The organism is Thalassospira sp. UBA4513, from assembly GCF_002388495.1.
GTDB classification, from domain to species: Bacteria; Pseudomonadota; Alphaproteobacteria; order Rhodospirillales; family Thalassospiraceae; genus Thalassospira; species Thalassospira tepidiphila.
Window position 1 is genome coordinate 129967 of sequence record NZ_DGMR01000011.1, and the last position, 18533, is coordinate 148499.

The 18533-nt window shown below is 55.4% G+C and carries 18 protein-coding genes, 1 other RNA gene and 1 pseudogene; 8 read left to right on the forward strand and 12 right to left on the reverse strand.

Annotation, left to right across the window (positions count from 1 at the left end; all coding sequences use genetic code 11):
- From B2T33_RS04845 to B2T33_RS04880, 8 genes and pseudogenes are all read right to left on the reverse strand, one after another.
- Positions 1–287: pseudogene (locus B2T33_RS04845) on the reverse strand (energy transducer TonB); the annotation flags it as partial.
- 7 nt (positions 288–294) lie between these two features.
- Positions 295–747 carry a protein TolR gene (tolR, locus tag B2T33_RS04850; RefSeq protein ID WP_040824151.1) on the reverse strand — a complete coding sequence of 151 codons (453 nt, stop codon included), beginning with the start codon at positions 745–747 and terminating at the stop codon, positions 295–297.
- A 2-nt stretch (positions 748–749) separates the two neighbouring features.
- Positions 750–1481: a protein TolQ gene (gene tolQ / locus B2T33_RS04855; RefSeq protein WP_008891378.1), complete on the reverse strand. Its 732-nt coding sequence runs from the start codon at positions 1479–1481 to the stop codon at positions 750–752.
- A gap of 7 nt (positions 1482–1488) precedes the next feature.
- Positions 1489–1950 carry a YbgC/FadM family acyl-CoA thioesterase gene (locus tag B2T33_RS04860; protein WP_286791296.1) on the reverse strand — a complete coding sequence of 154 codons (462 nt, stop codon included), beginning with the start codon at positions 1948–1950 and terminating at the stop codon, positions 1489–1491.
- Positions 1950–3011, reverse strand: a complete 1062-nt coding sequence (gene ruvB, locus B2T33_RS04865) for a Holliday junction branch migration DNA helicase RuvB (RefSeq protein WP_008891376.1) — start codon at positions 3009–3011, stop codon at positions 1950–1952. The genes B2T33_RS04860 and ruvB overlap by 1 nt, the downstream gene beginning before the upstream one ends.
- The gene (gene ruvA, locus B2T33_RS04870; protein WP_286791297.1) at positions 3008–3703 is read right to left on the reverse strand and encodes a Holliday junction branch migration protein RuvA; all 696 of its coding nucleotides are present in this window, start codon (positions 3701–3703) and stop codon (positions 3008–3010) included. Before ruvA ends, ruvB begins: the two co-directional genes overlap by 4 nt.
- Positions 3700–4275: a crossover junction endodeoxyribonuclease RuvC gene (ruvC, locus tag B2T33_RS04875; RefSeq protein WP_051007649.1), complete on the reverse strand. Its 576-nt coding sequence runs from the start codon at positions 4273–4275 to the stop codon at positions 3700–3702. The genes ruvA and ruvC overlap by 4 nt, the downstream gene beginning before the upstream one ends.
- Positions 4276–4309: 34 nt before the next feature.
- On the reverse strand, positions 4310–5056 hold the full coding sequence (locus tag B2T33_RS04880; RefSeq protein WP_120225029.1) for a YebC/PmpR family DNA-binding transcriptional regulator: 747 nt from the start codon (positions 5054–5056) through the stop codon (positions 4310–4312).
- Positions 5057–5538: 482 nt separating this feature from the next.
- On the opposite strand from B2T33_RS04880, the gene B2T33_RS04885 reads away from it, so the two are divergent.
- Positions 5539–7713, forward strand: a complete 2175-nt coding sequence (locus B2T33_RS04885) for a HAMP domain-containing methyl-accepting chemotaxis protein (protein WP_286791298.1) — start codon at positions 5539–5541, stop codon at positions 7711–7713.
- A 506-nt stretch (positions 7714–8219) separates the two neighbouring features.
- Positions 8220–10322, forward strand: a complete 2103-nt coding sequence (locus tag B2T33_RS04890; protein ID WP_339660699.1) for a methyl-accepting chemotaxis protein — start codon at positions 8220–8222, stop codon at positions 10320–10322.
- 80 nt (positions 10323–10402) lie between these two features.
- On the opposite strand, the gene B2T33_RS04895 is transcribed toward B2T33_RS04890, so the two are convergent.
- The 4 genes from B2T33_RS04895 to B2T33_RS04910 form a co-directional block, all read right to left on the reverse strand.
- Complete coding sequence (locus B2T33_RS04895) at positions 10403–11218, reverse strand: TIGR00282 family metallophosphoesterase (RefSeq protein ID WP_197145220.1); 816 nt, start codon at positions 11216–11218, stop codon at positions 10403–10405.
- A gap of 112 nt (positions 11219–11330) precedes the next feature.
- A non-coding RNA gene (gene ssrS / locus B2T33_RS04900) (6S RNA) lies at positions 11331–11491 on the reverse strand.
- Between the two features lie 144 nt (positions 11492–11635).
- The gene (locus tag B2T33_RS04905; RefSeq protein WP_008891369.1) at positions 11636–11977 is read right to left on the reverse strand and encodes a cell division protein ZapA; all 342 of its coding nucleotides are present in this window, start codon (positions 11975–11977) and stop codon (positions 11636–11638) included.
- 3 nt (positions 11978–11980) lie between these two features.
- A complete protein-coding gene (locus B2T33_RS04910; RefSeq protein WP_197145221.1) occupies positions 11981–12247 on the reverse strand; it encodes a hypothetical protein in 267 nt (88 codons plus the stop codon).
- 410 nt (positions 12248–12657) lie between these two features.
- On the opposite strand from B2T33_RS04910, the gene tkt reads away from it, so the two are divergent.
- The 6 genes from tkt to efp all read left to right on the forward strand — a co-directional run bounded on the left by tkt (position 12658) and on the right by efp (position 18489).
- Positions 12658–14640: a transketolase gene (gene tkt / locus B2T33_RS04915; protein ID WP_197145222.1), complete on the forward strand. Its 1983-nt coding sequence runs from the start codon at positions 12658–12660 to the stop codon at positions 14638–14640.
- A 113-nt stretch (positions 14641–14753) separates the two neighbouring features.
- Entirely contained in the window at positions 14754–15761 is a 1008-nt protein-coding gene (gene gap / locus B2T33_RS04920; RefSeq protein ID WP_197145223.1) for a type I glyceraldehyde-3-phosphate dehydrogenase, read from the forward strand.
- A gap of 119 nt (positions 15762–15880) precedes the next feature.
- Entirely contained in the window at positions 15881–16603 is a 723-nt protein-coding gene (locus B2T33_RS04925) for a spermidine synthase (RefSeq protein WP_197145224.1), read from the forward strand.
- Positions 16604–16614: 11 nt separating this feature from the next.
- Positions 16615–17046, forward strand: coding sequence for a hypothetical protein (locus B2T33_RS04930; RefSeq protein ID WP_197145225.1), 432 nt, complete (start codon positions 16615–16617; stop codon positions 17044–17046).
- A gap of 68 nt (positions 17047–17114) precedes the next feature.
- Positions 17115–17756 carry a thiamine phosphate synthase gene (gene thiE, locus B2T33_RS04935; protein WP_197145226.1) on the forward strand — a complete coding sequence of 214 codons (642 nt, stop codon included), beginning with the start codon at positions 17115–17117 and terminating at the stop codon, positions 17754–17756.
- 166 nt (positions 17757–17922) lie between these two features.
- The gene (efp, locus tag B2T33_RS04940) at positions 17923–18489 is read left to right on the forward strand and encodes an elongation factor P (RefSeq protein WP_008891362.1); all 567 of its coding nucleotides are present in this window, start codon (positions 17923–17925) and stop codon (positions 18487–18489) included.
- The last annotated feature ends 44 nt before the right edge of the window (positions 18490–18533 follow it).

The window sequence follows — 18533 nt, forward strand, 5'->3', positions numbered from 1 at the left end:
GGCTTCGGCTCAGGCTTGGGTTCCGGCTTTGGTTCCGGCTTTGGTTCCGGTTTTGGCTCTGGCTTGGGTTCCGGCTTCGGGGTCGGCTTTGGTTTCGGTTCCTCTTTGGGTTCCGGTTTTGGCAAAGCCTTGGTCGGGGCCGCGGAAAATTCGTCCACTGTCACGACTTCAACCGAAATGGACTGCAATTCCAACGGTGTTTCATCAAACAGATCGGGCAGCCCAAGCCACGCCACCAGAAACAGGACAGCGTGCAGACCAAGCGATATGAGAGCGTAACGCAGCATGATTCGTTTACGAACCCTTTGCCGGCAATTCGGCGATCAGGGCGACTTTGGTGAAACCGGCATCCTTGATCAGGCCCATGACTTCCATCACACGGCCATAATCAATCGTCTTGTCACCGCGGACAAAGATGCGGGTATCGGCCTTGTTGTCGGTAATGGCGGCGAGCTTTTCGGTCAGGGTGTCCTGCGCGATTTCGCTATCCATGATGTAGATCGTGCCCTCGGCAGAAACCGACACCACCAGCGGCTCATCCTGGCCGGTCATCGGTGCGGCACTGGTTTCCGGCAGATCAACCTCGACCCCGACAGTCATCAGCGGCGCTGCGACCATGAAGATCACCAGCAACACCAGCATGACGTCGACCATCGGGGTGACGTTGATGTCACTCATCGCTGCCCGCCGGTTACTCCGGCGACCGCGACGGCGTCCTCCGCCTGATTTGGCAAGCTGTGCGCCCATAATCAGTCTCTCGTGTCGTCAAGTTGGCGCGAAAGGATCGAGGAGAACTCGTCCACGAAAGCTTCGAGGCGGTTGCTGTAACGGTTCAGGTCGCTGGAAATCTTGTTGTAGGCAACCACAGCCGGGATCGCAGCAACAAGGCCCATGGCCGTTGCAAAAAGGGCCTCGGCAATACCCGGTGCGACAACCGCAAGCGAGGTATTCTTGGATGCCGCGATCGACTGGAACGAAACCATGATGCCCCAGACCGTGCCGAACAGACCAACAAACGGTGCGGTCGAACCAACGGATGCCAGGAAGGTCATATACCGTTCCACCCGGTCCATTTCACGACCAAGGGTGATTTCCATGGATTTTTCAAGGCGCTGCTGAAGGCGGGCACGCATGGTGTCGCCATGGACACCCTTTGCGTTCGAACGACGCCATTCACGCATGGCCGAAACAAAGATGGCTGACATCGGATCGCGCGGCTTGTCGGCGATGCGATCATACAGATCTTCAAGTGATCCACCCGACCAGAAGGCTTCTTCGAAGGTGTTTGCCTGGGCACGCAATTTGCGCAACCGCAGGATTTTCTCGAAGACAATCGCCCAAACCCAGACAGAAGCCAGCAAAAGACCGATCATCACTGTTTTGACGACCAGCCCAGCCTGCATGAAAAGTCCCCAAAGAGACATATCATGTGCCATGACCGACTGCCCCAGCGTTACCGCGTCGACCACTTGATTTTCCATATTCCCGTCAGTCCTTTGTCACATCAAGACAACTATTAAATACTGTTCTTAGTTCGTCGGGCAGACGTTGTGCCCGAAATTCTTCCAACGACATGCAGGCGAGATAAATCTCGATCACCACCAGTTCGTCGTCGCCCCGCATAATCTTTTGTTCAAAACCAAGCGATGCGCCCCCAACCTTGATCACCCGGCTTTCGACCGTAATACGGTCTTCCAAAAGTGCCGGACGTCGAAAGTCGAGCGTACACTGTCGAACGGCTATGGCAACTTTGTGGCGTTCTGCAATATTTCGATTGGTAAAGCCCAACAGGTTAAGCATCGCTGAACGTGCCCGGTCGGCGAACGCTAAATAGTTGGCGTGATAGACGACGCCACCGGCATCCGTGTTCTCGTAATAGACAATCAGCGGATAGATATGCCGCTTGCCTTCGAAGCGGCCAAGAATGGCGTCATGATCATTTTGGGCCATCAGGATTCTTCCCCCGCCTGCCCGTCAAACAGATCGGAAAGCGGCATCCCGCCCGCCTGGCGTGGCGGGGTCAGACCAAGATGCTTGAAGCCCTTAACGCCCAGCATGCGCCCGCGCGGGGTACGCTGGATCAGGCCCTGTTGCAGCAGATAAGGTTCGATCACGTCTTCGATGGTATCGCGTTCTTCGGACAGGGCGGCGGCCAACGTATCGACACCAACCGGACCACCGCCATAGTTGCTGGCGATACAATTAAGATATCGTCTGTCCTGGCTATCGAGGCCAAGGTTATCGACCTCAAGCCGGGTCAGGGCCGCGTCGGCAATGAATTTGTCGACTGGCGATTTTTCTGCCACGGCCGCGAAATCACGTACGCGACGCAACAGACGACCGGCAATACGCGGGGTGCCACGTGACCGACGGGCGATTTCCATCGCGCCTTCTTCGGTCATGTCGAAATTTAAAAGTCGTGCTCCACGGGCAACGATGCTGACCAGTTCTTCGGGCTCATAGAACCGAAGGCGCAGCGGAATACCAAAACGATCCCGCAATGGCGTGGTCAGAAGACCCGAACGCGTGGTGGCACCCACCAGGGTAAAGGGCGGCAAATCAATCCGCACAGAGCGCGCAGCCGGCCCTTCGCCGATGATCAGATCAAGCTGGAAGTCTTCCATTGCCGGATAAAGGATTTCCTCCACCGCCGGGTTCAGGCGATGGATTTCATCAATGAACAAAACATCACGCGGCTGAAGATTGGTGAGAAGGGCTGCTAGATCACCGGCCTTGGCAATCACCGGGCCGGATGTTGCGCGAAAGCCAACACCGAGCTCACTGGCAACGATTTGCGAAAGCGTGGTTTTGCCAAGTCCCGGCGGGCCAAAGAACAGGACATGGTCCATGGCTTCTTCGCGCGCGCTGGCGGCCTTGATGAAGACATCAAGGTTTTCACGGACTTCTTTCTGGCCGGTAAAATCGTCAAGCCGACGGGGACGCAGCGATCCATCCTGATGATCTTCTTCGCGGCGCTCACCACTGAGCAGACGGTCTTCTTCTTCGCTCACGCGCTAAGCTCCTTTAGTCCCAGACGGATCAGGGTATCGATCGACTTGTCGTCGCCCGCCTGCTGGGCGGCCTTGCCCACCGCACCAAATGCTTCGGACCGGCCATAGCCAAGATTGACCAATGCCGATACCGCGTCTGCCAAAACGACGCTATCATCTACAACCGGTTCGGCTGGCGCTGTGTCGATGCTCACATCTTTGGTGGCCTTGGCTGATTTCTTGGATTTTTCGGCTGGCTTTGCGTCTTCGACGGCGGGGGCCGCCGGGGCTGCAACCGGGCCAAGGTTCAGTTTCGCGGCCTTGTCTTTCAGTTCGCCAACGATACGGGTTGCGACCTTGGGGCCGATTCCCGGTGCGCGGCAAAGGGCCGTGGTATCCTGGGCGGCCAGTGCGCGCAAAAGATCGGTCGGGGTCAGAACCGACAACAACGCCAGCGCGACTTTTGCGCCGACACCCTGAACGGTGGTGAGCAAGGCAAACCATTGTTTTTCGGCGTTATCGGCAAAGCCATAGAGATGAATGTGATCTTCGCGAACGTGGGTTTCGATCATCAGGCCAGCATCGCCGCCCTTGGGCGGCAGCATCGAAAGCGTGCGGCGGGATGCAAAAACCAGATAGCCCACGCCGTTGACATCGATAATGACGCTGTCTTCGCCGATGAAATCCACAATTCCGCGCAGTTTGGCGATCACCTGTATTTTCTCCCGTTTCGTGTTGGGTGTGCTGCCATCGAATTGGCCAGCGACCGGTTCCCGGCATGTTGCGCGTGGCATATGGCAACCGCAAGAGCATCTGCGGCGTCCGGCCCGGCAATGTCACATCCCGGCAGAAGGGTTGAAACCATCATTTCGACCTGCTGTTTGGCAGCATGACCGGCACCAACCACAGTCTTTTTGACGGCATTGGGTGTATATTCCGTTACCGGAATGCCACTGCGCGCAGGCGCAAGCAGTGCAACACCACGCGCCTGCCCCAGTTTCAGGGTCGAAACCGGGTTTTTATTCACGAACGTTTCTTCAACCGCGGCCTCGTCGGGTGTCCAGATCCGGATCACTTCGATCAGGCCGGTGTGCAGTTGATCAAGGCGTTCGGCAAGGGTCAATGACTGGGTGGACGTCACCACGCCATTGGCAACATGGCGCATACGATTGTTATCGAGGTCAATGACGCCCCAACCGGTTCGTTGCAGACCGGGATCAATCCCGAGCACTCTGACCACTACATCCCCCAAAAAAGCGGGTTCCAGATACAAAACACCCGCCATTCAAAAGCGAAAGGCGGGTGTTGGCAAATATTAATTAGTTATCGAGACCAGCGACGATTTCGTCGGTCCAGTTAACGTTGGTCCAGACATTCTGGACGTCGTCGTTATCTTCAAGCACATCGACCAGTTTCATGATGCTTTGCGCCTGTTCGACCGAAATGTCGGCTTCGGTGGTGGCGCGGAAGACCAGCTTTGCGCTTTCCGGATCGCCGAATTTTTCGGTCAGGGCTTCGCGCACAGCGTTAAGGTCTTCGATCTCGGTGTCGATGACGTGGTTCTGATCATCGGACTCCGCATTGGCAGCACCGGCTTCAAGGGCCGCTTCGAAGATTTCGTCAGCATCGGCCTTGTCGATCGGATAGACGATTTCGCCCACACGGTTGAACATGAAGCCGACCGAACCGGTTTCACCCAGGTTGCCGCCATGCTTGGTAAAGGCTGCACGTACTTCAGATGCGGTACGGTTACGGTTGTCGGTCAGTGCTTCGACGATGACGGCAACGCCAGCGGTGCCATAACCCTCGTAGCGGACTTCTTCATAGTTATCACCCTCGCCTGCACCGGTCGCCTTTTTGATGGCACGATCGATGTTGTCTTTGGGCATGTTCTGGGCACGGGCCGCAGAAATCGCCGCACGCAAACGCGGGTTGCTATCGATATCTTCGCTGATTTTCGCGGCAACAGTGATTTCACGCGCGAGTTTGGTGAAGATCTTGGCGCGCTTTTTATCCTGCGCACCTTTGCGGTGCATGATGTTCTTAAATTGGGAATGGCCGGCCATAACCTGTAACCTGTCGTCAATGAATTCGAAGTGGAACGGTATCGGGTGATACCACGCCGGTCATACGGGCGTTCCCTGACAGACCAGCCCGTCCGGGCATGTGCAGGATGACACATTCATATCTGCGACATACGCGAACGAAAATTTCGACCGCTCCTATATCCTGTTTACCCAGCAAGGTCCAGCCATGCTTGGCGAGATCGCCAAATATCGGGCGTAAGGGGCAGGTTTTTGGGGCTGGATGCATCGAAATCATAACCAACCTATCCCGGGATAGTCGCGCACTATACGCGGATAGATGTTGCAGACGTCTTGATATTCTTTCATTAATGTTCTCTGGTGTAGATATTAAACTAAAGCAGAATACTCTCTAGGGCCAAGCTGTCGCCTAACGCAGGACTGCATATGATCCTGCGGTGCCATAAACAACCGGAATGGACAAAGAAGCCATACGGAAACAGCCAGGAAAAAGGTTAGATAGAATGGGAACTAAATTCGGGGTCCAAAGCAAACTTTTGATATCGTTTGCTGTGGTCGGATTGATGGCAGTGATTTCTGCCATTGTCGGTGCTATTTCCTTCAATCAGTTCGGTAATGCGCTTAATACCATTACCGAAGAGAAGCTTCCGCCGATTGCCGCGGCTCAGTCACTGGCAACCGGAAGTGCAGAAATTGTCGCCATTGCGCCGCGCATCGTGGCCGCTGCCAATCCGGAAGAAGAAACCGCGATTAACGAAGAACTTGCGGTTCGTCTTGAAGAGCTTAATGTCCGCATCGCCGAAATTGAAGCGACCGGCTTTATGCCCGCGGTTATTGCAAGCATCAACGACAATCGCGCCCTGCTTGAGGATAACCTCAAACAGCTGCACGAAGTGACCCAGGAACGTTTCCAGATCAGCGACGAAAAAGCCGCGAAACTCGAAGAGTTCCAGAATCTGGCGAAACGGTATGGTGACACCTTAAAGCCAGTGCTGTCCTATACCCAGAACGACATCGCCCAAGGCAGCGAATACGCCGCGTCGTTTGAAGAAGACCCTTCAAAGAAATACAGCGCGGACAAAGAAGAAATCCTTGAGTCCTTCCAGAAGTTCGCATCAGCGATCGAGACGCGTACACCGATCCTTGATATCGAGCGTCTGGGTTCTGCCGCATCAAACATGATCATTTCCAGCACCACGGAAACCCAGGCGGTGCGCCTGTCGATCATTCCGGTGCGTATTCGTGGCACGTACACCGATGCGCTGAGCAAGCTTGATGAGCTTGATAACGATCGCCTCAAGGCATTCTATGTCGATCTGATCGACAAGATGCAGAAGCTGTCGGTTGGTGAAGGCAGCCTGCCTGAACTGCGCAAACGTGAACTTGAGGCCACCGAACAAAGCCAGGCGCTTGTAGTGCAGAGTGGCGAATATGCCAACGCAATGCGTAACAGCGTTGCCGAACTGGTTGCCGGTCTGAATGCAGAAGTCAACGATGCCGCCGCCCAGGCGAAGGTCGTCGAGAAACAGAGCCTGACCGCCCTGTTTGTTGTTGCCGTCGCAGCCATCATTATCTCGCTTGCGATTTATGTGCTGTATGTGCGTGGCAACGTTCTGCGCCGCCTTGGTGGTTTGCAGAAAACCATGGTTCAGCTTGCTGATGGCAACCTTGATGTCGTCGTGCCGTCCAAGGGCAATGACGAAATCAGCGCCATGGGCCGTGCGGTTGATGTCTTTAAGGACAACGCCCTTAAGGTCCAGGCCATGCAGGCCGAGGAAGAACGCCTTAACCATGAACGCAACGAAGCACTTCGTGATGAGTTGCTGGCACTGGCCGACACCCTGCAGAACGAAGTTGAAAGTGCCGTGAACGAAATCGCGGCCCTTGGTGATCAGCTTCAGGGCGTTTCCGGTCAGATGACGTCAAGTGCGGAACTGGTTTCGGGTCAGACCGAAGAAGTTGCAAGCTCTGCACAGGAAGCAACCGGCAACGTTGAAACGGTTGCGGCTGCGACCGAACAGCTGTCGGCATCGAATGCGGAAATCAACCGTCAGATGGCGGAATCGACCCGTATCTCGAACGAAGCATCCAACCGCGCACAGGAAACCAACGAACTGGTGGTCAGCCTGTCACAGTCTGCAGACCGCATTGGCGAGGTGATCGCACTGATCACCGACATTGCCGAGCAGACCAACCTTCTGGCACTTAACGCCACCATCGAGGCGGCACGTGCCGGGGATGCAGGTAAGGGCTTTGCGGTTGTCGCGGCAGAGGTCAAAAACCTTGCCAACCAGACCGAAAAAGCGACCGAGGAAATCTCGGGTCAGATTTCGGGCATTCAGAAAGCCACCGGTGAGTCCGTCAATGCCATCGGCGATATCGGCCGTATCATTGAAAACATCAATGAGATCGCGACCACCATCTCGGCTGCGGTCGAGGAACAGGGTGCCGCCACCGACGAGATCACGCGCAACGTGCGCGGGGCTGCGGATCGCACGCGTTCTGTATCGGCCTCGATCAACGAGGTTGCCAATGAAACCAGCAAGACAGGCGAACTGTCCAGTCAGGTTTTGGCAACCGCACAGGATGCATCGCAGAAGGTCGAAAACCTGCGTTCGCGGATCAACGGCATTCTGGATGATCTGCGCAAACAGGCACATGATCGCGCAGCGTCCTGATCACAGGCAAAACTTGATGACAAAAGGCCCGCCATTGGCGGGCCTTTTTGTTTGACGATCACATTGAAAGCAGCGTCTTTCGATCCGAAATAAAGTGCAGTCGCTGCGAAAAGCCACTTTGCGCAATCCTGAATTTTATACAGCCGTACAGGTTTGGCCGAAAATTCATGATCCCGATGCGATTCCTGTGCTATATCGGACAACAATAATAATAGATCAGGCCCCAAATTTCCCGAGATCCTGTCAGGGTCGGATATCGGGTATTCCCCAAAGTGGGTTGGCTGGGAACAAACGTTCAGACGACGTACATACATGCGTCGGCACCATATGTGGCGACGCTTGTCTCTTTGGTCTACGGGGTAGGTTTAATTATGGGTTTAAGTTTCAAGCGCGGCGCAAAGCCGTCATCGTCAAAAAAGAAGAACTCAACAAAGACGAACAAAGCAGGGCTTGGCGTACGTGAAAAGTTGGCGGGTGCCTTCTTTCTTGTCGGTCTGATTGCAATCTTGGCTGCGGCTGTATCGGTCTTCTCTTTTACCAAATTCGGCAACCAGCTTGACACGATTGCCTACGAGCAACTTCCGCCAATGTTTGCTGCCCAGCAGCTTGCAACAACCAGTGCGAAAATTGTGGCCTCCGCACCACGCATTATCGCGGCATCCACCGTTGAAGAAGAACAGGCGGTCAAGGCGGACCTTGACGTGATGCTTGCAAACTTGCAGGAAAATCTTGCGGTGCTGAGCCAGTCCGGGCTTCCGGAAGAAACGCTGTCGGTGATCGAGACCAATGGCCAAAGCCTTGCTGAGTCGCTTCAGGAACTTCATGACACGACGATTGAACGTTTCGAGGTCGCAGGCCAACTTTCGGATTCTCTTGCGAAGTTCCAGCAACTGACCGGCAAATACAACTCGATGATCCAGCCGATCCTGTCGGCATCCCAAACCAAAATCACCGAAGTCACCAGTCAGGTTCATGATCTGCGTCAGGCCGGCGCTTTCTTGACCGATGAACAGGAAGCCTCAACCAAGGGACTTCTGTTCAAACTTGATGAATTGATGGCCGCCCAGGCCCCTATCCTGCAGCTTGCCAACAGTGGTGCTGAAATCAGCAATACCGTTCTGTCCGCTGCATCATCGGATGATCGCATGCAGCTTCGCATCATGGGCGTTCAGGTCCGTGGGGCGGTTGGTGTCGTTGCCAATACCATTGGCGAACTTGAGAACGAGAAGCTCAAGAAATTCTATGAAGGCCTGCTTGGCGATATCAAAAAGCTGTCAATGGGCCGCAAAAGCATTTCTTCGCTTCGCAGCGAAGAACTTAAGCTGGCCGACGACCAGATCGACATCGTTGAAGACAGCGCCGAATTTGCCGCCGCGATGGAAGATGGTGTGAACGCGCTTGTCGCCGATCTTCAATCGGGTGTCGACAAATCTGCCGACACCGCAAGCACCCTGACCCAGCAAAGCTCGCTGGTGATGTATGGCGTTGGTGCCGCGGCGATCATTATTCCGCTTTTGATCTATCTGGTTTATGTGCGTGGCAACCTGTTGCGTCGCCTCGCCGGTCTACAGAAATCGATGATTTCGCTGGCTGATGGCGATCTTGACGCGGCCGTTCCATCAGGTGGCAATGACGAGATTTCTGCCATGGGCCGTGCGGTTGATGTGTTCAAGGCAAACGCGATCAAGGTCCGCGACATGCAGGCCGAGGAAGAGCGCCTGAACCGCGAACGCAACGAGGCACTGCGCGATGAATTGCTGTCACTTGCCGATACCCTGCAGGGTGAGGTCGAAAGTGCGGTGACTGAAATCGCCACCCTTGCCGAACAGCTGCAAGGCGTATCAGGTCAGATGACCGACAGTGCCGAACTGGTTTCGGGTCAGAGTGACGAGGTGTCGAAATCGGCCGATGAAGCCACCGGCAATGTTGAAACCGTTGCCTCCGCCACCGAGCAGCTTTCAAGCTCGAACGCGGAGATTAACCGTCAGATGGCGGAAACCACGCGTATTTCGAACGAAGCCGCGCAACGCGCACAACACACCAACGAACTGGTCAACAGCCTGTCGCAGTCGGCAAGCCGCATTGGCGAGGTGATCGCGCTGATCACCGACATTGCCGAGCAGACCAACCTTCTGGCTCTGAACGCCACCATCGAGGCGGCACGTGCCGGTGATGCGGGCAAGGGCTTTGCGGTTGTCGCGGCAGAGGTCAAAAACCTTGCCAACCAGACCGAAAAGGCGACCGAGGAAATCTCGGGCCAGATTTCCGGCATTCAGAAAGCAACCGGTGAGTCTGTCACCGCCATTGGCGAAATCGGCTCGATCATTGATAGCCTCAATGAGATTGCAACGACGATTTCGGCCGCAGTCGAGCAGCAAGGGGCCGCAACTGACGAAATCACGCGCAACGTGCGTGGTGCGGCGGACCGAACGCGCGCTGTGTCGGCATCGATTGCCGAGGTTGCCAACGAAACCGGCCGCACCGGCCAGTTGTCTGGCGAAGTCCTGAACACGTCGCGTTCGGCATCCGAGAAAGTCAGTGAACTGCGCACGCGCATTACTGTCATCCTTGATGATCTGCGTCAGCAGGCCCGTGATCGCGCAGCCTGATCAAAACCGCACACCTGAAACGACAAAGGCCCGTCATCTGGCGGGCCTTTTTCTTTGATCGGTTGAAAGTCACCTTGGCGTCAGGCGCTGGGCCAGCTGCCCTTGAGGCGGCCACCGATGCGCACCGCTTCAATCCGCTTTGCCAACCCGGTCTTGTCGTCTGTCTCAACGTAAACGCCACAGACCGTTGCCGGCCCCTCTGCCGGTTCGAACCGGCCGGACGGCATCTTGGTGATGAATTTGCGAACCGAGTTTTCCTTTTTCATGCCAATGACGGAATCAAAATCGCCGCACATGCCAACATCGGTCTGATAGCCGGTACCATTTGGCAGAATCTGGGCATCGGCCGTCGGCACGTGGGTGTGAGTTCCCAGCACAAGCGACGCACGCCCGTCACAATGATGGCCAAACGCCATTTTTTCCGACGTGGTTTCGGCGTGGAAATCGACGATCAAGGCATCGACATTCTTGCCAAGCTTATGCTTGTTAAACAGCTTGTCTGCGCCTTGGAACGGGCAGGATAACGGATCCATGAACAGACGGCCCATCATGTTAATCACGCAGACCTTCTTGCCCGACTTGGTCTTGAAGACATAATCACCGTTGCCGGGCGTACCATCGGGGAAGTTCCAAGGACGCAGCAGTTTTTCATCTTCGTCGATATAGGCGATGATTTCGCGCTGATCCCAGACATGATTGCCCGTGGTCAGGACATCGGCACCAGCGTCATAGAATTCCTTGCAGATTTTTGCCGTGACGCCAAAGCCGTGCGCTGCGTTTTCGACATTCACCACCGCGATATCAACCGACAACCGATCACGTAGCATCGGGAGCGCTTCAAGCGCTGCCTTGCGACCGGACTGCCCCAGAACGTCGCCAAGATGAAGTAAACGCATTGTGCTTCCTGTATTGCGTCAGCCAGCAGGCAGACATGTTTCGTTTAATGCACCCTGCCCCGGGACGCATGACCGGCATCACGAAATGGAAAAGGGATTATTAGCAGAATAAGCGGGAGCCACCACTGCCGTTGGCCATTTGGTAATTCCTCGTGACCTGCGAGTGCAGGTGGGCGCCGTATAACGAGACCACGGCCTCGACAGGGACAGCTCCCTAGAGAAATGAGCATCGGCCCCGGGAATTAGCGAACCTGACGAACAGGGCAGCTCCCTTGTGCTGGGTTCTTGATCGCCGCGAACGACGCATCGCAAACTGTCAGCGACCGGAACTTAGTCCTCGACCAGCTGAATTTCAAGTAGATTGCATGAATTCAGCCCGTGATCACACCAGCCATGCAGCAGAAAACAGTCGCCTGATCAGCCTTTGCCAAGACGATCGGCAAGCACCTCGACCCGTTCGGCCATGCTTTCGATATTTTCTGCCAGTGCGTCACCTTCGGCGGCAGACAGGCTGCCGACCTCTGCAACCGCCGGGCTTTGGCCGGTATTGAGTTTTTCCTGTGCCATGCTGAGCTCGTCGGCAATGAGAAGGCTTGTCATGACAAGCAGACGCTGTTCACCGATCTGGCCCACCGCATCGGAGATTTCCTTGACCCGCTCGTCGACATAGCTGGCAAGCGCGTGAATGCGTTCTTCCTGGCCGTCGTCACATGCGATGTCGTAGCTGCGACCGTTAATACGAATGGAAACCTGTGCCATGAATTATGCCTGTTTCTTTGCGGGTTCTTCGTCAAGGACGAGTTTGAGCTGATCAACAGCGCCATCAAGGCGGTTTGAAACCGTTTCGGTGGTGCGGCAAAGCCGGTCGTAATCTTCGCGCAGTGCCGAAAGTTGCCCGCGCAGGGTTTCGACCTCTGCCGTGTCAGCGTCTGTAGTCTGGCTTTTGGCTTCGATTGCCGACTCCGCAACCGTTTCCAGACGTTCCAATGCTGCTTTCAGCCGATCACTTGCCTGTTGCAACCGCGACATAACCCTACCCGAATGTTTGCTGTTTACCCAAAGAACGCAGACATTGATTGTCTGCGGCGACTCATCGAAAACCGATCTGACCTGTCGAAGATGTCATGATCATGGCTGATTTAACATCACAGATTCCGATCAACAACCGTTTTGCCCCGGCGAAGTCAAACCGCGTCAACGATGCCCGATCCCCTGCCCGTGTTCAAAACATAGAACTGGCGCGCTAAACTGGTCAACAGTACGGCCAATCTGCGATGGCGAAGAGCGGCGTGGTTAATCTGAATCAAGATAACATGGCAGATTTTCGATAGAAGCGGTTGACGTATGCCCCCTGTAAGGGCATCTTCCGCGCGAATTCCGTTAATAAATGGAAAAGTGTTTTCATCGCCCGACCGCGAAACCCCCAGGAACCGCATCACATGACGACGCAAGTAGAACACAACCGCATGGCCAATGCCATCCGCTTCCTCTCGGCAGACGCTGTTGAGAAGGCCAAATCCGGTCACCCGGGCATGCCGATGGGCATGGCAGACGTTGCGACTGTTCTTTATACCAAATTCTTGAAATTCGATCCGAAGCACCCGAACTGGCCGGACCGCGACCGTTTCATCCTGTCCGCAGGTCACGGTTCGATGCTTCTTTATTCGCTTCTGCACCTGACCGGGTACGAAGACTTCGATCTTGATCAGATCAAGAATTTCCGTCAGATGGGCTACCGCACCGCGGGCCACCCGGAATACGGCCACGGCGAAGGCATTGAAACCACCACCGGCCCGCTCGGCCAGGGTATTGCGACCTCGGTCGGTTTCGCCCTTGGCGAGCGCATCATGAATGCCCGCTTCGGTGACAGCGTTGTTGACCACTACACCTATGTGATTGCCGGTGACGGTTGCCTGATGGAAGGTATTTCGCAGGAAGCCATTTCGATGGCCGGTCACATGAAACTGTCGAAACTCATCGTTCTGTTCGATGACAACGGCATTTCGATTGATGGCCCGACCTCGCTTTCGACCTCCGAAGATCACAAGAAGCGCTTTGAAGCTGCTGGCTGGGACGTTCAGCAGATCGACGGCCACGATCCGGCCGCGATCGAAGCCGCGATTGCCAAAGCCAAAACCACCAACACGCCGTCGATGATTGCCTGCAAAACCGAAATCGGTTTTGGCGCACCGACCAAGGGTGGCACCTCGGCAACGCACGGCTCCCCGCTTGGTGCTGAAGAACTTGCTGGTGCACGCAAGAAACTCGGCTGGGATTCCGAGCCGTTTGAAATCCCGGCAGACGTCCGTGACGCATGGCTTTCAGCAGGCGCGCGCGGTGCCGAGGACTTCAATGCATGGGGTTCGCGTTTCGAAGGTCTGGAAGCAGCCCTGAAAGACGAGTTCGAGCGCCGCATCGAAGGCAAGCTTCCGGAAAACTGGATCGAAGCCTTCAACGACTACAAAAAGCAGATCACCGAAGACAAGCCGAAGGTCGCAACCCGTAAGGCATCCGAGAATGTTCTCGAAGTGCTGACCAAGGCGATCCCGGAAATGATCGGCGGTTCTGCCGACCTGACCGGTTCGAACAACACCAAGACCAGTGTTCAGGCGCCGATCACCGCGGATGGCGGCTATGAAGGTGGTTACATCTATTACGGTATCCGTGAACACGGCATGGCAGCAGCCATGAACGGTCTGGCACTGCATGGTGGCGTTCTGCCTTATGGCGGCACCTTCCTGGTGTTCACCGACTATTGCCGCCCGGCGATCCGTCTTTCGGCGCTGATGAACCAGCGCGTTGTTTACGTCATGACCCATGATTCCATCGGTCTTGGCGAAGACGGCCCGACCCACCAGCCGGTCGAACATGTTGCGTCGCTTCGCGCCATGCCGAACGTGACCGTGATCCGCCCGGCCGATGCGGTTGAAACCGCCGAAGCATGGGCAATGTCGATCACCAACGAAACCGGCCCGACCGTTCTGGCGCTCACCCGTCAGAACCTGCCGGTTCTGCGCACCGAATACCGCGAAGACAACCTTGTCGCGCGCGGCGGTTATGTGATTTCCGATTGCGATGGCGACCGTCAGGTCACCCTGATCGCGACCGGTTCGGAAGTCGAGATCGCGATGGACGCGCAGGCGAAACTCAAAGCAGACGGCATCAATGCTGCTGTTGTTTCGCTGCCGAGCTGGGAACTGTTTGACGCCCAGTCGCCGGAATACCGCAAGGACGTTCTGGGCAGCGCACCGCGCGTTGCCATCGAAGCCCTTTCGGTGTTTGGCTGGGAAAAATATGTTGGCGATAACGGCAAGGTTATCGGCATGAACGGATTTGGTGCCTCGGCACCGGCCCCGGTCCTTTACGAGCATTTCGGCATCACCGCCGATGCGCTGGTCAAAGCGGCCAAGGAACTGGTTTAATTTACAGGGCCGGATCGGTAACATGCCGATCCGGCCTTTTTTCTATGGGTTCTTTACCCTAAGCCGTGATTGATACTCCCCAGGTACCAATCATTATAATTTTGGAGGGATGAATGGCTATTCGCGTAGCGATTAATGGTTTTGGCCGTATCGGCCGTCTGGTTCTGCGTTCTATCGTTGAAAGCGGCCGCACCGACGTTGAAGTTGTTGCCATCAACGACCTGGGTGACGTCAACACCAACGCACATCTTCTGAAATATGATTCCGTTCATGGCGTTCTGGCCAATGACGTCAAAGCCGAAGACGAAAACCTCGTCATCGACGGCAAGACGATCAAGGTTTGCTCCGAACGTGACCCGGCGAACCTGCCGTGGGCTGACCTCAAAGTTGACATCGCGTTTGAGTGCACCGGTATCTTCCTTGACGAAGCTGGTGCTGGCAAACACCTGACCGCAGGTGCCAAGCGCGTTCTGATTTCCGCCCCGGCGAAGGGCGACATCAAGACCGTTGTTTACGGTGTTAACTCAGACACCCTGACCGCTGATGACGTGATTGTTTCGAACGCATCCTGCACCACCAACTGCCTTGCACCGGTTGCAGATGTTCTGAACAAAACCGTTGGCATCACCAAGGGCTTCATGACCACTGTTCACGCCTTCACCGGCGACCAGAACACCGTGGACAGCCTGCATAAAGACCTGCGTCGTGCGCGTGCGGCATCGCTGTCGATGATCCCGACCTCCACCGGTGCAGCAAAGGCTGTTGGCCTTGTTCTTCCGGAACTTAAAGGCAAGCTTGACGGCACCGCGATCCGCGTCCCGACCCCGAACGTTTCCATGGTTGACCTGACCTTCGTTGCTGGCCGTGACACCACGGTTGACGAAGTCAACGCAGCCATCAAGGAAGCAGCAAACGGCCCGCTCAAAGGCGTTCTTGGCGTTTGCGAAGCACCGCTGGTTTCGGTTGACTTCAACCACAACCCGAACAGCTCTACCTTTGATGCGACCCAGACCCAGGTCATGGACGGCAACTTCGTTCGTATCCTGTCCTGGTATGACAACGAGTGGGGCTTCTCCAACCGTATGAGCGACACCGCTGTCGCCATGGCGAAGTTCCTCTAAGCATCGCTTAGGTCCAGATTTTCGAAGTGCCCGAAGTTCCGCTTCGGGCACTTTTCTTTTGCCCGTCTTTCCGTCACTGTTGAGCCAACGAACAGAAAAGACAAACAGGAGCCCGGCCCGTGAGCCTTCTTTTCAAGGAACTTGATTACCGCCCGACACCGATGGGGGTTTTAAGCCTGCGTCGCCGACGTGAGCTCAGCCTTGATATCGATGTCTATGAAATCAAGCTTGATGAAGAATATCTGATGTCGAGCCTGTTTACCGATGCCGAGATTGCGCTGGCAGACCTTGGTCTGGCGGAGCTTGATCGCGACAACCTTGATGTCGTGGTTGGCGGGCTTGGCCTTGGTTATACCGCCAAGGCCGCGCTCGATAATCCAAAGACCGGCAAGCTGACCGTGCTTGATACCCTGCCCGAAGTGATCGAATGGCATCAGGAAGGGTTGCTGCCGCTGGGTGAGCAGCTTTCAAATGATCCGCGCTGCGCGCTGGTGCATGGCGATTTCTTCGGTGCGTCGCTTTCCGATACGCCGGGCATGAACCCGGATGCGCCCGAGAAACGGCATGACGCGATACTTTTGGATGTTGATCATTCGCCGGGCAATGTCCTGCACGAAGATCACAAGCGCCTTTACACCAAGGATGGTCTGGCAAAGCTTGCCGCCCATCTGGTGCCCGGCGGGATTTTTGCCCTGTGGTCGACCGAGATGCCCGAACCGTGGTTTGAAGAAAACCTGAAATCCGCGTTCGAGACCATCCGGGCTGATGTGATTAAATTCAAACACCCGCTGATTGACCGTGAAGATATCAACACGGTCTATGTCGCGCGCACCAAAGCATAAGAACCATCGAAATGAGCCCCCTGCCCGATCCTGTCATTCGCATTCATGGCATCACCGGCGCCAGATCGGCTTGCCGGGTGATGGGGGATCGTGCCTTTGGGTTGCTGTCGCCAGAACATGCCGCACAAACGTACGGGGCACAGTGGTTTGCCGATCTGGTCACGCTGGTGCGTGAAGACTTCCCGGCATGTGACATCACAGCGATCCTTGATTGCCGTGGGCGGGTTTCTGGCGCGTTGGCCGCGATTGAGCTTGGCCTTGATGCGGTGATCGTCGATCCGATGCCCGAACCGCAGTTGGAAAACCTTCGGGATATGGCAGCCCAGACAAACTGTCTGGTCATGACAGAGTTCCCGGCCAAAGATGTGATTTATCAGATGGCCGATGACCTGTTGCCCGATCATGAACTCGACAAGCGGTTGCTTGCACATCTTGCCGCGTAGCCTTGGCAATTGCCAAAACCGGCGTCAAAGGTTACATAACACGCAGGAAATCATCAGGAATTATCATCGTGAATTCAGACGAACTTGCCGGTCTTTATCTTCTGACCCCGCCGAAAATCGACCTTGCACCCTTTGGCGAGAAGCTGAAATCCGTGCTGGATACCGGTGCGGTTGATTGCCTGCAATTGCGCCTGAAGGAAGTCAGCGATGATGAAATCCGCAAGGCGGTTGATACCATCCTTCCGATGTGTGCAGATCGTGACATTCCGCTGATCCTCAATGACCGTCCTGACATTGCCAAGAAATCGGGCTGTGACGGTGTGCATGTCGGCGAAGAAGACGCAAGTTACGACGAAGCACGCGCCATCATGGGCGAAGAACATATCGTCGGAGTGTCGTGCTATGACAGTCGCCACAAGGCGATGATCGTTGGTGACAAAGGGGCCGATTACGTCGCATTCGGCGCGTTTTATCCGACCGAAACCAAAGAAGCCAAAACCAGCGTCACCCCGGAAATCCTCGAAATCTGGACGACCTTTACCACGGTGCCCTGTGTGGCGATTGGTGGCATCACGGCCGATAATGTTGCGCCGCTTGTTCTGGCAGGTGCCGACTTCATTGCCGTCACCGGTGGCGTCTGGAACCATCCGGACGGGCCAGAAGCCGGTGCGAAGGCCATCAAGGCTGCGATTGCAGCAACCGACATCTGATTTCATTCATTGGCCCAGCCATGCGCGAATGATGGGGCGTTATGCGCGCAAACCCGGATCAATCTGCTTGCAGCAAAACAGCCAAACTGGTAGGTAGAGCGCCTGAAATGGGGCGCTTGCCCCTTATTGCATTGTGAATCTGTGATCTGAAAGAACGGTTTGTGCCATGAAAATCAACGGCAACGAAATCCGTCCGGGTAACCTTATCGAACATAAAGGTGCCCTGTGGCGTGCAGTAAAATGCCAGGCTGTGAAGCCGGGTAAAGGCGGTGCTTTTAACCAGGTTGAACTCAAAGACATTCGTACCGGCACCAAGCTGAACGAGCGTTTCCGCGCTTCGGAAACCGTCGAAAAGGTTCGTCTTGAGCAGAAAGAATACACCTATCTGTTCGCCGATGGTGACATGATCACCTTCATGGACAGCGAAACCTATGAACAGATCACAGTAAATGCTGACCTTGTCGGTGAAGCGGCTGTCTATCTTCAGGATGGTATGGTTGTGACCATCGAATCCTTCGAAGGTGAGCCGCTTGGTGTGACCCTTCCCGAGCATGTCGTCTTCCAGATTGTCGAAGCCGATGCGGTTGTCAAAGGTCAAACCCAGTCTTCTTCTTTCAAACCGGCTGTTCTTGAGAACGGTGTTCGTGTGATGGTGCCCCCGCATATTGAATCGGGTACGCGCATTGTCGTGAACACTGTTGAAGGCACCTATATAGAGCGTGCCAAGGACTAAGGGCGAAACCCGCCCTCTGGTTTTCATTTTAATTCAAACACCGG